Raw genomic sequence first — 19,833 nt, 5'->3', positions numbered from 1 at the left:
AGCTATCGTAATTAACAAAAATAATCGCCAATTATATAAAACTGGGGGGCTTTGTCATCCTTATAAAGCAAGGAATCTTCGCAAAGTTGATTTTTTTAGGTACTCTCAATTTGTTAAACTCAAAAAAAACACCGATGAAGAGAATTATGTTGTATTTAGGTTGCCCACAATGGAGCTCATCTCACTGGAAGGGAAGATTTTTTAGCCAGCACTGTAGTAATGCAAATATGCTCAGTGAATATGCCACCATGTTTAATAGTGTTGAGGGTAATACAACATTTTACGCTAATCCAAAACCTGAGACCGTTTTACAATGGAAAAATGCCGTCACGGACGATTTTAAATTTACGTTTAAGCTCCCTAAACAGATATCCCATGAGTTAGCCCTGCAAAACTGTCAAAGAGAACTCGACACATGGTTAAGCCTGTTTGCACCACTATTCGAGCACATTGGTATGGTCATGCTGCAGTTACCAGCAAGTTGTGGACCCGAGCATCTCCCAAGAATACAAAATTTTGTTGCCCAATTACCCAGCGAGCTTTGTCTAGGTATAGAAGTGCGCAACTTGGCATTTTTTCGAAAAGACAATAATGAAAAGCGCTTAAACCAATTTTTGATGAGTAAAGGTATTAACCGCATCATGATGGATACGCGTCCTTTATTTAGTGAAGCGCCAAGCACACCGGCAATTGAAGACGCACAGCGCAAAAAACCACGAGTCCCTGTTAACGTCATTGCGACCGGAGAGCGGCCTATGTTGCGTTTTGTAGGTTGCTCCGCACTTGAGAATAATCGTGCTTTTTATCAGCCTTGGCTCAAAAAAATCCATACTTGGCTCGCGGAAGGTAAAGAGCCCATCGTGTTTTTTCACACGGCGGACAATTACGACGCCCCTTTGTTAGCACGGCAATTTATCCAAGATTTAGGCATTGAGCATAAAGTGTTACTGCCTTTCCCCGCCGAGCAACAACCACAGCAACAAACATTGTTGTGAAAACGAACAACATACTGATAAGCGTCAAAATGAACTCGGTTTTAATCAAAGCAATGTTTGATTAAATTTCTAACTTACAACGTCAACTTCCCAAAGTATATGTGGGTGGAGAGGAACGATTTCACAGTCGGCATATCTTGTTGCCCGGCCCTACAAGGGAACGGCCCACCAGCGCCGCCCGCTTGATGTTAAATACAGAATGTAAATAACAGCTGGGTGCCTAGAAATTAAAAGTGACACACTTCTCTCCTACTTTATCTCAATGATAAACGCTCATTGGGTGTCAGAGTCGATAATATCTAAGCTGAACAGCAACTTTTCAGGCACATCTTGGTTGGTGTTATATTAAGGAAAAACACTTGCATAACATGCCTTAGCTTTTCTGATTCATTCGCGTAGGTATGTATCAATACTTAACCAGCAAAGACTTCCCGCATAAATCACAATATTATCAATAGACTTGTTAACCGCGAACTGTCTGCCTTTACATAGACAACTTGCTTTATACTTTTGCATTACCCTTGCGCTATAATTGCTCGCCCAAATATTCACTCATAGATAAAAGGCGACCAATGCAGCAATTAAAGTATTTCCAGCACTACCCTGAAAATTTACAAGCACAAATTACATCTTTGATTGAAAACAATCAATTACAGACCTATTTCAAAAATAAATACCCTTGCGGCCATCAGTTGCAAAATCAACAAACGCTATACCAATATTGTACTGATATCAAACAGCGTTTTTTAAAAAATACTCCAAGATTGAATAATGTCAGCTTCACTAAACATACAGACATGATGAAAGGAACACTTGGCACACACACTCAAAAGCAACATCGCCACGGCCAAAAAATCAAAGCGCGATACGATATTGCGTTAAACAATCAGCTTAAGTATGCGCCGGAAGCAATATTACGCGCTTTAATTGTGCACGAGTTAGCACACTTTAAACATGCCGACCACGACAAAGCTTTTTATAAACTGTGCTGTAATATGGAAGCTGATTATCATCAGTTAGAGTTAGATTTACGACTTTTCATCGTATTAGATGAGTTAGCACTCAATTTTTACAAGTAATTTGAGGCACAGCGAGTTTGCTCCACCTCAATCATACCTACATTCAAATCCGACACTGTGGATGCAACCCTTTTTGTTGAGCTGCTTTATAAAGGCTATTAGCCTCTGCTATTTTACTATTAAGTTTTTCAATTCGGTTGTCAGGTGACGGGTGTGTCGATAAAAACTCCATTGGCCTATCTCCACCTAACTTTTCCATATTTTGCCACAGTTCAACAGCACCAATCGGTTTGAATCCAGCCTTGGCCATCAGATTGAGTCCTATCACATCAGCTTCACTTTCATGTGAACGACCAAATGGCAGCGTTAAGCCTACTTGAGCGCCCAAACCCAGTCCTTGCATAATGGTATTACGAGACTGAACATTATTCATTTCCATCACGGTATTACTCAGTTGCAACCCAGCCTGTAATAGTCCATTTTGTGTCATACGCTCATTCGCATGCTGTGCTATAACATGACCAACTTCATGGCCCATAACTGCAGCGAGCTGATGTTGGTCTTTTGCCACTTTGAGTAAACCGGTATGCACACCAATCTTGCCACCAGGTAGTGCAAATGCATTCGCACTATCGTCCCTAAAAACCACTACTTCCCAATTTTGCTTCGAATTTTGATTCGGTAGCTGCTCGATCAGTGCATTGGCTATACACTTAACGTATTGGTTTGTCTTAACATCCGCTTCAATTTGTTGTTCATTTTTGATCTGTTCAAATCCCGCAACCCCAAGCTCATTCATCTTCTGCTCGGAGTACATCATATATTGTGTTCTTCCTGTGGGTGATGTTTTACATCCAGCGATGAGCAACGTAGCAACCATGCAAGCAACAACTCGTTTCATAATACTTCCTACTTACTGTTTTTCGACCAATTAAAAATGTAACTGCCTATCCATCAAAGCAGTCAATAAGCCTATTGTTACTTCACTAAGCATAAATCACTTTGAATCATTGTTGGAGCGGAAAAAATAAAAAAACCCGCACAAAGCGGGCTTTTATAATAATAAATGAACGGGTTATTCTGCAGCTTTAGAAACCATAACCATTGCCGGACGAAGTAAACGGCCGTTCAGAGTGTAACCTTTTTGCATAACAGCAAGTACAGTATTTGGTGCCACATCCGCACTTGGCTGCATTGACATTGCTTGATGGAACTCAGGAGAGAAAGTCTCACCTTGCGGATTAACCGCTTCAACACCAAATTTACCAAGCGCATCTTCGAAGCTCTTTAACGTCATCTCAATCCCTTCTAGGATAGATTTTGTTGCTTCATTTTCTTTATCTGCAAATTCAATTGCACGCTCTAGGTTATCAATCACAGGCAACAATTCGTTTGAGAATTTCTCAAGTGCAAACTTATGTGCTTTTTCAACATCTTGTGCAGCGCGACGACGCATATTTTCTACTTCTGCCGCAGCACGCACAACACCGTCTTTTTGGCCTTCAATTGTTTGCTTTGCAGCTTCAAGCTCAGCGTATAAACCAGCAATTTCCTCTTCAGGGCTTATTTCGCCTTGTTCAGACTGTGGCGCTTCTTCCTGTGCTTGCGCTTCAGCAGCTTGTTCTACTACTTCTTCTTGTGCAGTTTCGTGTTCCTGCTCTGGTGCTTTTGTCTGCTCAGACATGAAAGTTAATCTCCGATTCTTTACAACTGCCGTAATTATGGGGATGGATTTTTTAGTTTCAAGAGTCTTTTTGCTCTATCCGGCTAAATTCATCAATTATTGCTTCAATTGGCGCCTCAGCAGGGCACACAACACAAAAACGGCTTTGATATTCTTGATCCATAAAATAAGGCACACTTAGTACAACATACCTTGATAAGTTATCAGTATCAATTTCGCTTCCTAACAACACAGAGATACCATTACGAAACGCTAATTTATCTTCAACTTGATGTAAAAATGGCACGCCCAAGCTGACATCCGAGCCCTGTTCTAAGCGATTATAAATATGCCGCTCCCCAACCACGATGCTATTGTCAGTACCCAGTTGTAAACTCAACTCTCGCGTCCATTGAGTAAGTAACTCTCGGCAATCAGGCATCGCGGTATTCGCCATCGCACGCATACGATGCAAGCCTTCTTTCAAGGTTTGCTGGCTAAATACTGTATTCATCCACAATGCAAATTGGTAGCGCATTTCATCGGAGTTAACGGCCGGCTTGTTAATACAAATATTTTGGGATTGCCCAGCTTTATCAATCAATAATACTAGCCAATGCTTTCGGTCAAAATCTAACACCTCAACACGAAAAACCTTTTGACTGCTCACTTGAGGCAAACCAACAACACAACAAACCTGATAGTGTTGGCTCAATGAATGCGCTAACGTCACCAATTGCTCTTGTGCGGGCTGCCAATAAGTCGCGATATTATCTAATTCAAAATATTCTTGAAGCCAATATTTAATACCAACATCAGACGGCACACGCCCAGCTGATGTATGAGGGGAAAAGAGTAATCCATGGTTTTCTAACCGTGCCATCGCATTGCGCACTGTGGCCGAACATATCGCCATGCCTTTCATTTTCGCTATCTTACTAGAGGCAACTGGCATCCCTTCACCGTTACAGTAAAGTGTCATTACAGCCGAGAAAACTTGTTTATCACGAGCACTTAATTTCATAAATCTTTATGTTGGGGTGAATTTCAAAGTTTCAAGCACTTCAATTTTAAGATAATCTTGGGGAAGATGATACACCAAGGATTTGCATTAAAAATGAGCACTCCATTTAACACCATCGGCCTTATTGGCAAACCGAATCATGACGGCGCGGCTCAGACCTTACATCGCCTTTATACATTTTTGCAAGCACTGGGTTATGATGTTTTTGTCGAGCGCCGTGCTGGCAAGCAATTAGAGGCACTTCAAGAAGCACATTTGCTCGATCTCGTTCAGCTGGGTGAAAAGTGTGATCTTGCTATTGTGGTTGGCGGTGACGGTAATATGTTGGGCGCAGCACGTGTACTCGCCCGTTTTGATGTCGCCGTGATCGGTGTAAACCGAGGAAACCTCGGTTTTTTAACCGATTTGAACCCCCATGATTTTGAACCTGCCTTAGAACAAGTACTCAGTGGCAAGTTTGTTGAAGAGCACCGCTTTTTATTAGAAGTAGAAGTCTATCGTCACGCTCAGCTTAAAAGCGCCAACTTAGCAGTGAACGAAGCCGTGCTTCACGCAGATAAAGTGGCGCATATGATTGAGTTTGAGGCGTTCATTGATGATCAGTTTGTTTTTTCTCAGCGCTCCGATGGGTTAATCGTGACAACACCAACAGGCTCCACCGCATATTCTCTTTCCGGTGGCGGACCAATTCTAACACCAGAACTCAACGCAGTTGCACTCGTGCCGATGTTTCCTCATACCCTTTCTAGTCGACCTTTAGTTGTGGATGCTAACAAAGAAATAAAGCTCAAACTCAGCCCTGAAAATACCGCAAGCTTACAAGTAAGCTGCGATAGTCATGTTGTACTCGCTTTATTGCCGGGGGACGAAGTGGTCATAAAAAAAGCAGCTCAAAAGCTCCGTTTGATCCACCCAACCAGTTATTCCTACTACCATGTTCTTAGAGAGAAACTTAATTGGGGCAGTAGGCTTTACTAAAGTGAATTTGTTAAGCAGAATAGGACAGATTTATTTTCTAATTTAGGGAAAAGTAAGACAACATGACTTACATAGTGTTTGTATCGATAGTGCTGCTCATCACTATCCTTGGCGTTTACATGGTCATTGAAAACAATCGACAAAAAGCCCGTGATGCTGAGAAAAAAATTTTTAACGAGCGTGTAAAAGACATCACATCACTCTATAAAAGAAAAATAGCTGAATATGTCGATTGCAAACTCATTAGGCCGAAGCATGCGCCTAAGTTTAATGCAATCGTCGGCAACTTTTTTGTCGTGCAAGCTCATAATGAGGAAAACTTGGCTCGCCTCGAAAGAGTCAGTGAACATTTACTTAGTCAAGTGGGCTCTGAGCTGAACAAGTGTCGTAGCAATGACACGGTGGACTTACTCACAGAGCAACTCTTTTTATTTGCCGCAGAACTACCTTCTGCGGGTATCGCTTATAATAAGAACTTTTACACAGAGATATTGCCAGCGCTCATTTCTCGCATACAAACGCCAGACTCATTTGAGCAAATTGAGCCAGAGCCTGAGGCAAGCTCTGAATCTGAACAAGCGTCTCATGATGGCAATGAACAAGCCACTCCTCAATCAAGACAGGCTGCTGACGTCATCAATTAAAAGTTGCTTTTTGAAAGAATGCTGTATAAATTAACAGTAAAATACTGTTTGGATATACAGCATGCTTACTAGTTTGCAAATTAAAAACTTTGCCATAGTCAGTGAACTTAACATCGACTGGCGATCTGGCATGACCGCGATTACCGGTGAGACTGGCGCTGGTAAATCAATCGCAATCGACGCCCTATCTCTTTGTCTTGGAGAGCGTGCTGATGCCAACGCCATCCGCCCTGAAAGCAGTAAAGCCGAGATCTCCGCGCAGTTTGACATTCGCAACTTACCACAAGCACAAAAGTTCCTCTCAGAATTGCTGCTCGATGACGATGAGCAAAACTGTATTTTACGCCGCGTTATCACACGAAATGGTCGTAGTAAGAGCTTTATAAACGGCTCATCAGTCACGGCTGCGCAACTTAAAGAGCTTGGTCAGATGCTCATTGCAATTCATGGCCAACATGCCCATCAATTGCTTTTGAAGCCTGAGCATCAACTCGGCTTGTTAGATGCTTACGCTGGTCATCACAACACACTGAGTGCTGTTAAAACGCAATATCACCATTATCACAAGCTACAAAAAGAACATGCTAACCTACTTAAGCAGCAGCATGCTCAAGCAGCTAAAAAGCAACTACTAGAATACCAAGTTGAAGAGCTAGATGAATTTGCCCTGCAAGAAGGTGAATTTGAGCAAATAGAGGCTGAGCATAATAGGTTAAGCCACGCACAAACCTTAGTTGAAAGCTCTCAAAGAGAATTAATGAGCCTCTATGAGCAAGAAGATCAAACTGTTCTGGGTCAATTACAACACAGCGTACAAACTTTCAGCGAATTAAGCTCTCTAGATAAATCTCTTGAAGGGATCAGTCAGATGCTCAGCGAGGCTGCTGTACAACTAGAAGAAGCCTGCCGTGAAATTAGAAGTTATGGTGAGAGCGTAGAGCAAGATCCAATTAGGCTGCAGGAAATCGAAGAGCGAATGACACAGGCCATGGCACTTTCTAGAAAGCACCAGATCCCCCCTGAACAACTCGCAGCGCATCACCTAGCACTGCAGCACGAATTAGACAGTATTTGCTCGGATAATGCGCGTATTGACGACTTAGAGCATGAAATTGCCGAAGCATTGCATGCTTATCACATCTCTGCTAATCAACTCAGTGAAAGTCGAGCAACAGCTGCAGGCACGCTCAATACATTGATCACTGATAGTATGCATGAACTATCAATGGAAAACGGTCGTTTCGCCATTGAGCTGAATAAAGATAACGATAGACGACCAAATGAGTTAGGCCTAGATAACATCGAGTTTTTGGTCTCTACCAACCCGGGTCAGCCGATGCAGGCACTCGCTAAAGTTGCTTCCGGTGGTGAATTGTCACGGATTAGCTTAGCAATACAGGTTATTATCGCGAATAAAGTCACTACACCGACTTTGATTTTCGATGAAGTAGATGTGGGTATCTCTGGCCCTACGGCGTCTCAGGTAGGAAAGCAATTGCGTTTATTAGGTAAATCGACACAAGTCATTTGTGTTACACACTTGCCGCAAGTAGCATGTAGTGGCCATCAGCAGTTTTTTGTGCAAAAAGCAGTTGAAAATGCACAGACATATACGTCAATGGTGCCACTAGATGAACAAGAGCGTATCAATGAAATTGCACGCTTATTGGGAGGTGATAGTGTAAGCAACACCACGCGAGCCAGTGCCAAAGAATTACTCAGTGTACAGAGCTGTTAAGCCATTGTTGAATTGCAAAGAGGTATCAAGATTGATACCTCTAGTGAAGTACCTAGGGTGCGTTTGAGGTCATTTTTTTAAGCGTACGATCTTTTTTAACAAAATGATGGAATAATGCAGCACCAGCATGCCCGGCAATCAATATCCATATAAGCCACGCGCCTAGAATTTCTTTATGAATAAAATCAATTGGCTTTTCAAACTCTTTGAAAGTCAATCCCCAACTTTCCACTACAAAGTATTGAAACATCGCTGTATCTGAAAACTTTGGTATATCGAATAAAAAGAAAAACTCAGTATTCACCCCCGTTCCAATATATCCAGTGATCGGTGCAATAATCATGATTGCATAGAGGGCATAATGACCTACATGCGCAGCTAAATGCTCCATGTTAGTGCCTGGCTCTGGCAAAGGCGATTTATTCATTGCTCGCCACACCAATCTCAACAGCACAATGGCCATAATGGATACACCAAATGATAAGTGCAATTGCAATGCCGTCCAGTTTTCAGGTGTTTTTGCTTCTGTAAACCACTGGCGATAATATACACTGACATAGGCTGCTAAAAATAACATAGCCATGAACCAATGGATCCACTTGGCAATACTGCCGTAGTCTGTATCGCTATTTTTAAACGCCATAGACACCTCAATCATTTTGCTACTTAAATTTAATCTTAAGGCTTATGGTAATACTAAAAACAACTTCTGTATTGCGGTTAATTATGGACAAGGTATCCAAAAAAACAGAACGTAAGTTCAATGGCCAAATTTTAGTGATGCTAAAACAAAAAAAGCCCCATTATAATGAATAGGGCTTTAAGCAAAGTACTAAGTTATCTTAAGTTTTTGGTTATACCTCAAGGAAATCCAAAATGCCTTCCGCGGCATTTCTCCCCTCGAAGATTGCTGTTACAACCAAATCTGAGCCTCTAACCGCATCGCCACCAGCAAAGATTTTTGGGTTACTGGTCTGATGCGTATACGCACCTTGCTCAGGAGCCACAATACCACCCCAGTGGTTAATTTCGACATCATACTGAGCTAGCCAGTCTAGGTTGTGTGGTTTGAAACCAAATGCAAGGATGACAGCATCAGCATCAATTATGTGCTCGGAGCCCGCCACTTCTTGTGCTTTTCGACGACCATTACTATCTGCTTCGCCAAGCTCTGTCTTTACCATTCTAACGCCTATCACATTTCCTTGTTCATTGAGCACAATGCCTTTTGGCTGAACATTAAACTCAAAGTGAACGCCTTCTTCTTTTGCGTTTTTCACTTCTCGTTTAGAACCCGGCATATTCTCTTCGTCACGTCGATATGCACATACCACTGACTTGGCTTTTTGTCGCACAGAAGTTCTAACACAGTCCATAGCAGTGTCACCACCGCCCAAAACCACTACACGCTTGTCCGCCATGCTAATATAGGCTTGCTGAGACTCGTCATAACCCATTACGCGGTTTGTATTACCAATTAAAAATGGTAAGGCATCATATACCTGTTTAGCATCCTCATTCTCCAGGCCACCACGCATATACTGATAAGTACCTACCCCAACAAATACGGCATCATACTCAGCTATTAATTCATCCATTGTCACATCTGTGCCAACTTCTGTATTCAACTTAAACTCAACACCCATCTCAGTAAAAATCTCACGGCGCTTTTCCATGACCGTTTTTTCAAGCTTGAATGATGGAATGCCAAATGTGAGTAAACCGCCAATCTCTGGGTTTCTATCGAACACAACTGCTTTGACACCATTTCTGACCAAAATATCAGCACAACCAAGCCCAGCAGGTCCAGCACCAATAATCGCAACTTTTTTATCAGTCCAAGTGACATAAGAAAGATCAGGTTTCCAGCCTTGTGCAAACGCCGTATCAGTAATGTATTTTTCTATATTACCTATCGTTACAGCGCCAAACTCGTCATTAAGCGTACAAGCACCTTCGCATAGCCTATCTTGTGGACATACACGGCCACATACTTCAGGTAAACTGTTTGTGCGGTGTGATAAATCAGCAGCTTCGAGAATACGTCCTGTACGGATCAACTTTAACCATTGCGGTATGTAGTTATGCACTGGACATTTCCACTCACAATATGGGTTTCCGCAATCTAGGCAACGGTCGGCTTGGGAGTCTACTTGTTGACCTGAGAAGGGCTCATAGATTTCTACAAAAGAGCTCTTGCGTGTTGAGATAGGTTTTTTTCTAGGATCAACACGCTGAACATCGATAAATTGGTAAACGTTTTCGCTCATAACTCCTCCTTTACTGCGCCTGTACTCTAAGTTCCGCACTACTTCGCGCTCGATGTCCAAGTAAACTCTTTACATCACTTGACTTAGGTTTGATTAGCTTAAACATAGGTAAATACAACTCGAAGTTAGCAAGTACTTGCTCAGCTCTATCTGACCCAGTGCACTCAAGGTGCTCGGCTATCATGCCTCTTAAGTGTTCTTGATGAGAAGGCAGGTTATCCAAAGTTAGCACTTCGACAAGCTCAGGGTTAAAGCGTTTGCCCATGTCATTATCTTCATCTAAAACATATGCAAAGCCACCTGTCATTCCTGCGCCAAAATTTACGCCGATTTGGCCCAGTACACATACAACGCCGCCGGTCATATACTCACAACCGTTGTCACCTAAACCTTCAACCACAGCCTGTACACCTGAGTTACGTACAGCAAATCGCTCACCCACACGTCCTGCTGCAAACAGCTTTCCGCCTGTTGCGCCATACAAGCAAGTATTACCCGCAATCGTTGCTTGGTGAGACTTGAAACTAGAACCAAGAGGTGGCCTGATCACTAACTTACCTCCAGCCATGCCTTTACCAACATAGTCATTGGCATCACCTACAAGCGTAAGCTCAAGACCACCGGCGTTCCATACGCCAAATGATTGTCCAGCAGTGCCGTGTAGCTCAATGACGACGGGGTCCGCAGCCATCCCTTGGTTACCGTATAAACTAGCAATATAACCTGATAACATAGCTCCAACTGAACGGTCAGTATTTTTAATTCTACTTACCAACGAAGTACCGCTTTTATCATTAATGGCTTGCACGGCCTTACTCAATAAGGACTCGTTTAACTCTCCACGATAGTGCGACGTGTTTTCAGCGCTACAGTATAAAGTTTGTTTGCTTGGGTTATTTGGTTTTGCCAAAATTGGCGATAAATCCAGCTTTTGCTGCTTACTCGTCTTGCCTTCAAGTACTTCCAGTAAATCAGTGCGACCAATTAAGTCCGTAAGTTTAGTCACACCTAAGGTAGCCATTAATTCTCGCGCTTCCTGTGCAATAAACTTGAAGTAATTCATCGCCATTTCTGGTAAGCCATGATAATGACGTTGACGTAACGTATCATCCTGAGTCGCAACACCTGTCGCGCAGTTATTCAGGTGGCAAATACGTAAGTACTTACAACCTAGCGCTACCATAGGACCAGTACCAAAACCAAAACTTTCCGCACCTAGAATCGCTGCTTTGATGATGTCTAAGCCTGTTTTTAAACCCCCGTCTGTTTGCAAACGGATCCTGTGTCGTAGTCCATTTTCAACCAGCGCTTGCTGTGTCTCTGCTAAACCTAACTCCCACGGACAGCCCGCATATTTAACCGATGTAAGCGGGCTTGCACCTGTACCGCCGTCGTAACCTGCAATCGTGATCAGATCCGCATAAGCTTTAGCTACACCTGTTGCGATGGTGCCAACGCCTGGCTCTGATACTAACTTCACTGAGATCATTGCTTTTGGGTTAACCTGCTTCAAATCAAAAATCAGCTGTGCCAAATCCTCAATAGAGTAAATATCATGATGAGGAGGCGGTGAAATCAAGGTAACACCCGGTACTGAATACCTGAGCTTTGCAATATAAGGGGTGACTTTTTCACCCGGTAATTGCCCACCTTCACCTGGCTTTGCACCCTGCGCAACTTTAATCTGGATCACGTCTGCATTTTGCAAATAGTGTGGCGTAACACCAAATCTCCCAGAAGCAACTTGCTTTATACGGGAATTTTTCTCGTTACCAAATCGAAGTTTATCTTCGCCACCTTCTCCAGAGTTTGAAAACCCGCCTAAACGGTTCATGGCAATGGCTAACGCTTCATGTGCTTCGGGAGACAATGCACCAATACTCATCGCTGCAGAATCAAAGCGCTTATACAAAGCCTCTGCAGGTTCCACATCGTCAATTGACACAGGAACAAGTGCTGGTTTTAACTTAAGTAAGTCCCTTAAGTTGGTGACGGGGCGATTGTTTACGATGTCCGCGTACTTTAAATAATCTTCGTATTTACCTGACTTAACAGCCACTTGTAACGACTGCACCACATCAGGATTGTACGCGTGGTACTCTCCGCCGTGCACAAACTTAAGTAATCCACCATGGCTCAATAGCTTACGTTTACTAAACGCCAATTGATTTAATAGCTTGCTCTCGGCCTCAAAATCACTAAAGTCAGCACCTTTTATACGACTTACCACGCCCTTAAAGCACAGCTCTACAACCTCATCAGCAAGGCCAACCGCTTCAAATAACATTGAGCAACGATAAGACGCAATGGTACTGATCCCCATTTTCGACATAATTTTGTAGAGGCCTTTATTGATTGCATTACGATACGCCAGTGTCACATCACGATATGATTTTTTGATCACACCTTTATCACACAATGAAACAAGCGTTTCGTAGGCCAAATAAGGGTAGATGGCAGTCGCACCGAATCCAAGTAATACGGCAAATTGATGCGGATCACGCGCACTACCCGTCTCAACAATAATGTTAGAGTCGCAGCGCAGATTTTCGTTTACCAAGCGTTGTTGAATAGCACCGACAGCCATCGCAGCCGGAATGGGTAAATGACCTTTAGCAATCTCTCTGTCACTCACCACAATCATCACACATCCGCTGGCGGCTTTCTCTTGTGCTTCATCACAAACGCGAGTAATGGCATTTTCTAAACCTTCTTCCGACGCGTAATTCAGGTTTACTTTACCAACTTGATAATGTGCGTCGTCTGCCTCAGTAAGTTGCTTGATATCAGAATACGTTAAAATCGGTGAATCAAACTGTAAGCGTTTAGCATGGCCAGTAGTCTCGTTAAACACATTTTGCTCGCGGCCTATACACGTAGCAAGTGACATCACATGGTTTTCACGCAACGGATCAATGGGAGGATTCGTTACCTGTGCAAACTTCTGTCTAAAGTAGTCATATAAAGAGCGTGCTCCATGGGACAATACTGCAAATGGCGTGTCATCCCCCATTGAGCCTGTTGCTTCTTGGCCATTGGCCCCCATTACGCTTATCACCTGCTCAACTTCTTCATTGCTGTAGCCGAACTGCTTTTGATAAGTCAATAATGTTTCTTCTGAAAAATCTCGTTGGCCAGCATCTTTCTCATCTAGTTGTTCAAATGGTATTAAGCGCTGGACGTTTTGCTCTAACCAAGCTCTATATGGGTGTCTTGCTTTCAGATCTTGATCAATCTCAGATGATTGCCAAATTTTGCCATGGAGCGTATCAACAACTAACAGCTCACCAGGCCCCACTCGGCCTTTCTCAACCACTTCATCTGCTTCATAATCCCAGATCCCTATCTCAGATGCTACAGTGATAAAACCATCTTGCGTTACCACATATCGGGCTGGCCGCAATCCATTCCTATCAAGGTTACATGCCGCGAAGCGACCATCAGACATCACAATGCCCGCAGGTCCATCCCATGGCTCCATATGCATCGAGTTAAAATCATAAAACGCACGCAAATCATCATCCATGGCGCGATTTTTTTGCCAAGCGGGCGGCACTAACATGCGCATCGCACGGAAGATATCCATCCCCCCTGCTAAAAATAGCTCCAAAATATTATCTAGACTGGATGAATCAGAGCCAGCTTCATTGACAAATGGTGCTGCCATTTGTAAATCAGGTAACAGAGGAGACGAAAATTTGTAAGCGCGCGCTCTTGCCCATTGTCTGTTACCCATAATGGTATTGATTTCACCATTGTGTGCCAGGTAGCGAAATGGTTGTGCCAAAGGCCACTTTGGCTGGGTATTGGTGGAAAAGCGTTGATGGAAGACACAAATTGCACTGGTCATGCGAAGATCCGCCAAATCTAAATAGAAGTTTGGTAAATCTGCAGGCATCATCAAGCCTTTATAAACTGTCACAAGCCCAGACAAGCTAGCAATATAAAACTGCTCATCTGACGTAATACGCTTTTCAATTCGGCGTCTTGCGACATATAAGCGACGTTCTAAGTCTTTTGGTCTCCACCCTTCTGGCGCACTGACAAAAACTTGTTCAAACTGCGGTAACTGAGACTTTGCGATCGGCCCTAACATATCAGGTTGTGTAGGCACGACTCTCCAGCCAACAATACTAAGCGTTTCTTTTTCTAATTCTTCATTGATAATACGTTTAGCCGATTGCGCCAAAGTATCATCAGCATTTAAGAACACCATGCCAACTGCATAGTTTTTTCCTAAACGCCAATCATTTTCAGCAGCAATCGCGCGAAAAAAGCTATCAGGCTTTTGTAGTAACAAGCCGCAGCCATCACCCGTTTTACCATCTGCGGCGATACCGCCTCGGTGCTGCATGCGATCAAGACCCGTGATCGCTGTACGTATTAATTTATGGCTTGCTTGGCCTTGAGTATGTGCAATCAGACCAAACCCGCAATTATCTTTTTCTAATGCCGAGTCGTATAACATAGACCCCTCCCCTTGCTACACCTGCCAGCTTGAATGACTTCGACGATTTACTGGCAGATATTCAAAATTAGCGCTGAAATGAAAGCGAGTCAACAATGTAAAGAATAAATATTCACTATATTGAATATTTTTCAATGACCCCATAAAGTAACCAAAATTTAATATAACGCACTAAATGGACTTGTTCAGTTCTTAAAAAACATTTGACACCGGTATCAACTGTTAAACTTTTGATTAAAACCATAAAAAAAGGAGCAGTTTACGTAAACGTAAAGCTCAACCTTAATGAATAAATATTCACTAAGGCAATGTTTGATATTTACTCAGTATATAGTTGTTTTAGTCGCGTCAAGCACAAAGCTATAGCGTTCAGGGGAAGGGATGAAAATGTAACAAACACAAAAAAGCCCGAAATAAATTCGGGCTCTTCATGGGATAGAGCGGGATTATTCAGCTGCTTCTTCTTTGTATTTAGCAGCCGTTTCAGTGATCAGTGGCTGAAGTTCGCCTTTTTGGAACATTTCAATGATGATGTCACAACCGCCGATTAATTCACCTTCTACCCAAAGTTGTGGGAAAGTTGGCCAGTTTGCATAATGTGGCAACTCTGCACGGATATCTGGGTTTAAAAGAATATCTACGTAAGCAAACTGCTCTCCACATGCCATCAACGCCTGTGAAGCTTGAGAAGAAAAACCACAGTTAGGTAACTTTGGAGATCCCTTCATATATAGAAGAATTGGGTTTTCTGCAATTTGCTGTTTAATCTTATCAATGGTTTCCATATATACCTCAAATGACGATATTAACTGTTTGCATACTGAATTTTGCTCAATTTTAACGCATACAAAACATTCACACTACAAGTCTTGGTCGCGGGCATTGCTGTTTACCAAAACTTGAGTAAAATACTCAGGAATTATAGTATCACTATATAGCACTAAAACGTACTTAAAAGTGCCCTAGCAATGGCATCTTTTTAACTGTTTAGAGTATCCAACATAAAAATGGAGATTAAAATGGCTTTTGAACTACCGTCACTTCCTTATGCTATCGATGCATTAGAGCCACACATTTCTAAAGAAACTTTAGAATTCCACCATGGTAAGCACCACAACACATACGTTGTTAAGCTGAATGGTCTAGTAGAAGGTACTGACTTTGCAAACAAAACTTTAGAAGAAGTTATTGTTAGCTCTGAAGGCGGCATCTTTAACAATGCTGCACAAATTTGGAACCACACTTTCTACTGGCACAGCCTTGCTCCAAACGGTGGTGGCGAAGCTAAAGGTAAAGTAGCAGAACTAATTGACGCAAAATGGGGCTCATTTGCGGCATTCCAAGACGCTTTCAACGACAAAGCAGTGAACAACTTCGGTTCAAGCTGGACTTGGTTAGTGCAACTAGCTGACGGTTCTCTGGACATCGTTAACACGTCAAACGCAGAAACTCCGCTAACACAAGATGGTGTAACACCACTTCTAACAGTTGACCTGTGGGAGCACGCTTACTATATCGATTACCGCAATGTTCGCCCAGAATACCTAAAAGGTTTCTGGTCGCTTGTAAACTGGGATTTTGCTAACCAAAATCTAGCTTAATTACAACGGTATAACTGTACCAATTTAAGCAATAAACAAGGCGCGTAGGCGCCTTTTTTGATCGTCTCCAAATATCCCTATCACATTAAATTCTCATATTTTTTAAGCAAATATCCAAGAACCTGACTAAGCTTTAAGTACGCCTAGCATTTTAGCCCACGCATTTTATTTAACAGGTTATTGGAGTTTGATATGACAATATTTGAGCATTACCAATCCCGATACGAAGCAGCAAAAGAAGAAGAATTCACAATTGCTGAATTTCTTGAAATCTGTAAAGAGGATAAGGCTGCTTACGCCAGTGCGCCTGAACGGTTGCTCATGGCAATTGGTGAGCCTGAAATGATCGACACATCAACAGACGCAAGACTGAGTCGACTCTTTTCAAATCGTGTGATCGCACGTTACCCTGCTTTTAACGAATTTTATGGCATGGAGGATGCCATCGAGCAAATTGTTTCATACCTAAAACACGCCGCTCAAGGCTTGGAAGAGTGCAAACAGGTATTGTATCTCTTGGGCCCAGTTGGTGGTGGTAAGTCCTCTATTGCCGAAAAACTGAAGTACCTGATGCAGCAAGTTCCAATTTATGCAATCAAAGACTCACCAGTAAATGACCACCCTCTTAGCCTATTTAATCCTCAAGAGGATGGTGAGCTATTAGAGAAAGAGTACGGCATTTCAAAACGCTACCTAAAAACAGTGATGTCTCCTTGGGCAACAAAGCGCCTACATGAATTCAATGGGGATATTAGTAAGTTTAAAGTAGTTAAACGCTACCCCTCTATTTTAGACCAAGTTGCGATAGCAAAAACTGAACCCGGTGATGAGAATAATCAAGATATCTCAGCGTTGGTTGGTAAAGTCGATATCAGAAAGCTTGAGCACTTTGCCCAAAATGATCCAGATGCGTACGCATATTCTGGTGCACTTTGCCTCGCAAACCAAGGTTTGATGGAATTTGTAGAGATGTTCAAAGCGCCTATCAAAGTGTTACACCCACTACTGACGGCGACGCAAGAAGGCAACTACAATGGCACAGAGGGGATTTCTGCCCTGCCATTTAACGGTATTATCCTTGCCCACTCAAATGAGTCCGAATGGCAAACATTCAAAAATAATAAAAATAATGAAGCATTCCTTGATCGGGTATTCATCGTAAAAGTACCTTACTGTCTACGGGTGTCTGAAGAAGTTAAAATTTATAAAAAACTGCTGGAGAATAGTGAGCTTAAAGAAGCTCAGTGTGCACCAGGCACGTTAGAAACTTTGGCCAAGTTCTCTTCATTATCTCGTATTAAAGAGCCTGAAAACTCAAGTATCTACTCTAAAATGCGCGTCTATGATGGTGAAAGCTTAAAAGACACAGACCCCAAAGCGAAGTCTTACCAAGAGTATCGGGATTATGCGGGTGTTGATGAGGGTATGAATGGTTTATCTACCCGCTTTGCATTTAAAATACTGTCTCGTGTATTTAACTTTGATCACGCTGAAGTGGCGGCAAACCCTGTCCATCTGTTTTACGTATTGGAACAGCAAATTGAGCGGGAACAATTTAGTGCTGAAGTACAAGAGCGTTATTTAAGCCATCTGAAGGGTTACTTGATCCCTCAATATGTCGAGTTTATTGGCAAAGAGCTACAAACAGCCTATCTAGAATCCTACTCAGAATATGGGCAAAACATTTTTGACCGTTACGTCACCTATGCGGACTTCTGGATCCAAGACCAAGAGTATCGCGATCCTGATACCGGTCAGCTATTCGATAGAGCTGCACTCAATGCGGAGCTTGAAAAAATCGAAAAACCAGCTGGGATTTCAAATCCAAAAGACTTCAGAAACGAAATTGTAAACTTTGTCTTACGAGCTAGGGCACACCACAACGGTGAAAACCCAGTTTGGACAAGTTATGAGAAACTCAGAACAGTGATAGAGAAGAAAATGTTCTCTAACACCGCAGACTTGCTCCCAGTTATCTCTTTCAATGCTAAAACTTCTGCTGAAGATCAGAAAAAGCATGAGGACTTTGTTAACCGCATGATGGAAAAAGGATACACCCAGAAACAGGTCCGTTTGCTTTCTGAATGGTATTTGAGAGTTCGGAAGTCACAGTAATCTAACGATTGGAGGGTGGTCAATGGCACATTTCATCGATCGAAGATTGAACGGTAAAAATAAAAGTACGCCGAATAGGCAGCGCTTTATCAGACGTTACAAAAAGCAGATAAAGGAAGCTGTGTCAGATGCTATTAATAAACGTAGTGTAACGGATATTAGTAGTGGCGAGAGTATATCTATACCACAACGTGATATCAGCGAACCTGTATTTCATCAAGGCAAGGGGGGTAACCGAGAACATATACACCCTGGTAATGATCAATTCAGTACTGGTGACAAAATACAGCGCCCTCCCTCCGGTCAAGGAGGAGGGGCTGGTGAAGGTAACGCCAGCGATCAAGGAGAGGGACAAGACGATTTTGTCTTCTCCATCTCCAAAGATGAGTATTTGGATTTGTTGTTTGAAGATTTGGAATTACCAAACTTACAAAAAAGCCAGCTCGATAAATTGGTACAAATGAAAACACATAGAGCAGGCTTTTGTAATGATGGTATGCCAAGTAATCTAGATATTGTACGTTCTTTAAAAGGCTCGATTGCGAGAAGAATTGCGATGACTGCAGGTAAACGCAGTCGTTTAAAAGAACTCGAGGCAGAACTTGAAGCACTGCTGGCTGAGCCTGTACCACCTCAGCACCAAATAGAGACACTTGAAGCTGAAATTGAAGCATTAAGAAAGCGTATCGCATCTGTGCCTTTTATTGATAATTACGATCTCAGATTCAGAAATTACGAAAAAAGGCCTCACCCCACAAGCAAGGCAGTCATGTTTTGTTTGATGGACGTATCGGGGTCAATGGATCAAGCAACCAAAGACATGGCTAAACGCTTTTATATCTTGCTGTATCAATTTTTAACTCGTACATACAAAGATATAGAGGTGGTGTATATAAGACACCACACACAAGCAAAAGAAGTCGATGAACAAGAGTTCTTTTACTCACAAGAAACAGGTGGCACGATAGTGTCTAGTGCACTAAAACTCATGGATGAAATCGTGGCAGAAAGATACTCGCAAGGGGACTGGAACATATATGCTGCGCAAGCGTCTGATGGCGATAATTGGGCTGATGACTCTCCCCATTGCACTGATATTCTCGCTAATAAGTTGCTTAAAGTGGTTAGGTATTATGCCTATATCGAGATCACAACAAGAGCACACCAAAGCCTTTGGAGAGAATACCAAGGATTATCTGCAGCCTATAACAACTTTGCCATGCAGCACATACGATCTGTGGAAGACATTTATCCAATCTTCAGAGAGTTATTTAAAAAGAACCGTCAAAAGCAGCAAGGTGCAGCATAAACAAGAGGG

The 19,833-nt window shown here is 42.5% G+C and carries 15 protein-coding genes; 8 read left to right on the top strand and 7 right to left on the bottom strand.

The window, feature by feature from the left end; all coding sequences use genetic code 11:
- Positions 1 to 146: 146 nt before the first annotated feature.
- Together N473_RS05775 and N473_RS05770 are read left to right on the top strand one after the other, a co-directional pair.
- Positions 147 to 995 carry a DUF72 domain-containing protein gene (locus tag N473_RS05775; RefSeq protein ID WP_063367105.1) on the top strand — a complete coding sequence of 283 codons (849 nt, stop codon included), beginning with the start codon at positions 147 to 149 and terminating at the stop codon, positions 993 to 995.
- Between the two features lie 572 nt (positions 996 to 1,567).
- Complete coding sequence (locus tag N473_RS05770; RefSeq protein ID WP_063367104.1) at positions 1,568 to 2,074, top strand: M48 family metallopeptidase; 507 nt, start codon at positions 1,568 to 1,570, stop codon at positions 2,072 to 2,074.
- 43 nt (positions 2,075 to 2,117) lie between these two features.
- On the opposite strand, the gene N473_RS05765 is transcribed toward N473_RS05770, so the two are convergent.
- The 3 genes from N473_RS05765 to N473_RS05755 all read right to left on the bottom strand — a co-directional run bounded on the left by N473_RS05765 (position 2,118) and on the right by N473_RS05755 (position 4,701).
- On the bottom strand, positions 2,118 to 2,915 hold the full coding sequence (locus N473_RS05765) for a M48 family metallopeptidase (RefSeq protein ID WP_063367103.1): 798 nt from the start codon (positions 2,913 to 2,915) through the stop codon (positions 2,118 to 2,120).
- A gap of 174 nt (positions 2,916 to 3,089) precedes the next feature.
- On the bottom strand, positions 3,090 to 3,698 hold the full coding sequence (gene grpE, locus N473_RS05760) for a nucleotide exchange factor GrpE (protein ID WP_063367102.1): 609 nt from the start codon (positions 3,696 to 3,698) through the stop codon (positions 3,090 to 3,092).
- A gap of 58 nt (positions 3,699 to 3,756) precedes the next feature.
- On the bottom strand, positions 3,757 to 4,701 hold the full coding sequence (locus N473_RS05755; RefSeq protein WP_039607792.1) for an HrcA family transcriptional regulator: 945 nt from the start codon (positions 4,699 to 4,701) through the stop codon (positions 3,757 to 3,759).
- A 93-nt stretch (positions 4,702 to 4,794) separates the two neighbouring features.
- On the opposite strand from N473_RS05755, the gene nadK reads away from it, so the two are divergent.
- The 3 genes from nadK (at position 4,795) to recN (ending at position 8,061) form a co-directional block, all read left to right on the top strand.
- Positions 4,795 to 5,679, top strand: coding sequence for an NAD(+) kinase (nadK, locus tag N473_RS05750; protein ID WP_063367112.1), 885 nt, complete (start codon positions 4,795 to 4,797; stop codon positions 5,677 to 5,679).
- 62 nt (positions 5,680 to 5,741) lie between these two features.
- A complete protein-coding gene (locus tag N473_RS05745; protein WP_063367101.1) occupies positions 5,742 to 6,323 on the top strand; it encodes a hypothetical protein in 582 nt (193 codons plus the stop codon).
- Positions 6,324 to 6,384: 61 nt separating this feature from the next.
- Positions 6,385 to 8,061 carry a DNA repair protein RecN gene (gene recN / locus N473_RS05740; RefSeq protein ID WP_063367100.1) on the top strand — a complete coding sequence of 559 codons (1,677 nt, stop codon included), beginning with the start codon at positions 6,385 to 6,387 and terminating at the stop codon, positions 8,059 to 8,061.
- 52 nt (positions 8,062 to 8,113) lie between these two features.
- Here recN and N473_RS05735 read toward each other — a convergent pair whose 3' ends face one another.
- From N473_RS05735 to N473_RS05720, 4 genes are all read right to left on the bottom strand, one after another.
- Positions 8,114 to 8,719: a cytochrome b gene (locus N473_RS05735; RefSeq protein WP_231099527.1), complete on the bottom strand. Its 606-nt coding sequence runs from the start codon at positions 8,717 to 8,719 to the stop codon at positions 8,114 to 8,116.
- A 196-nt stretch (positions 8,720 to 8,915) separates the two neighbouring features.
- Positions 8,916 to 10,331, bottom strand: a complete 1,416-nt coding sequence (locus N473_RS05730) for an FAD-dependent oxidoreductase (protein ID WP_063367099.1) — start codon at positions 10,329 to 10,331, stop codon at positions 8,916 to 8,918.
- A 10-nt stretch (positions 10,332 to 10,341) separates the two neighbouring features.
- Positions 10,342 to 14,799 carry a glutamate synthase large subunit gene (gene gltB / locus N473_RS05725; protein WP_063367098.1) on the bottom strand — a complete coding sequence of 1,486 codons (4,458 nt, stop codon included), beginning with the start codon at positions 14,797 to 14,799 and terminating at the stop codon, positions 10,342 to 10,344.
- A 446-nt stretch (positions 14,800 to 15,245) separates the two neighbouring features.
- On the bottom strand, positions 15,246 to 15,584 hold the full coding sequence (locus tag N473_RS05720; RefSeq protein WP_023402222.1) for a Grx4 family monothiol glutaredoxin: 339 nt from the start codon (positions 15,582 to 15,584) through the stop codon (positions 15,246 to 15,248).
- Positions 15,585 to 15,818: 234 nt separating this feature from the next.
- Here N473_RS05720 and N473_RS05715 point away from each other — a divergent pair, with 234 nt between their 5' ends.
- The 3 genes from N473_RS05715 to N473_RS05705 all read left to right on the top strand — a co-directional run bounded on the left by N473_RS05715 (position 15,819) and on the right by N473_RS05705 (position 19,824).
- Positions 15,819 to 16,400 (top strand): superoxide dismutase, encoded by a 582-nt coding sequence (locus N473_RS05715; RefSeq protein WP_039607785.1) that lies wholly within the window; start codon positions 15,819 to 15,821, stop codon positions 16,398 to 16,400.
- A gap of 192 nt (positions 16,401 to 16,592) precedes the next feature.
- Positions 16,593 to 18,515, top strand: a complete 1,923-nt coding sequence (locus N473_RS05710; protein WP_063367097.1) for a PrkA family serine protein kinase — start codon at positions 16,593 to 16,595, stop codon at positions 18,513 to 18,515.
- A 22-nt stretch (positions 18,516 to 18,537) separates the two neighbouring features.
- Positions 18,538 to 19,824, top strand: a complete 1,287-nt coding sequence (locus N473_RS05705) for a YeaH/YhbH family protein (RefSeq protein WP_063367096.1) — start codon at positions 18,538 to 18,540, stop codon at positions 19,822 to 19,824.
- The last annotated feature ends 9 nt before the right edge of the window (positions 19,825 to 19,833 follow it).

Origin of the sequence: Pseudoalteromonas luteoviolacea CPMOR-1, from assembly GCF_001625685.1 — a bacterium.
In the GTDB taxonomy this organism is placed as follows: domain Bacteria; phylum Pseudomonadota; class Gammaproteobacteria; order Enterobacterales; family Alteromonadaceae; genus Pseudoalteromonas; species Pseudoalteromonas luteoviolacea_K.
This window is presented reverse-complemented; position numbering and strand designations above follow the sequence as displayed.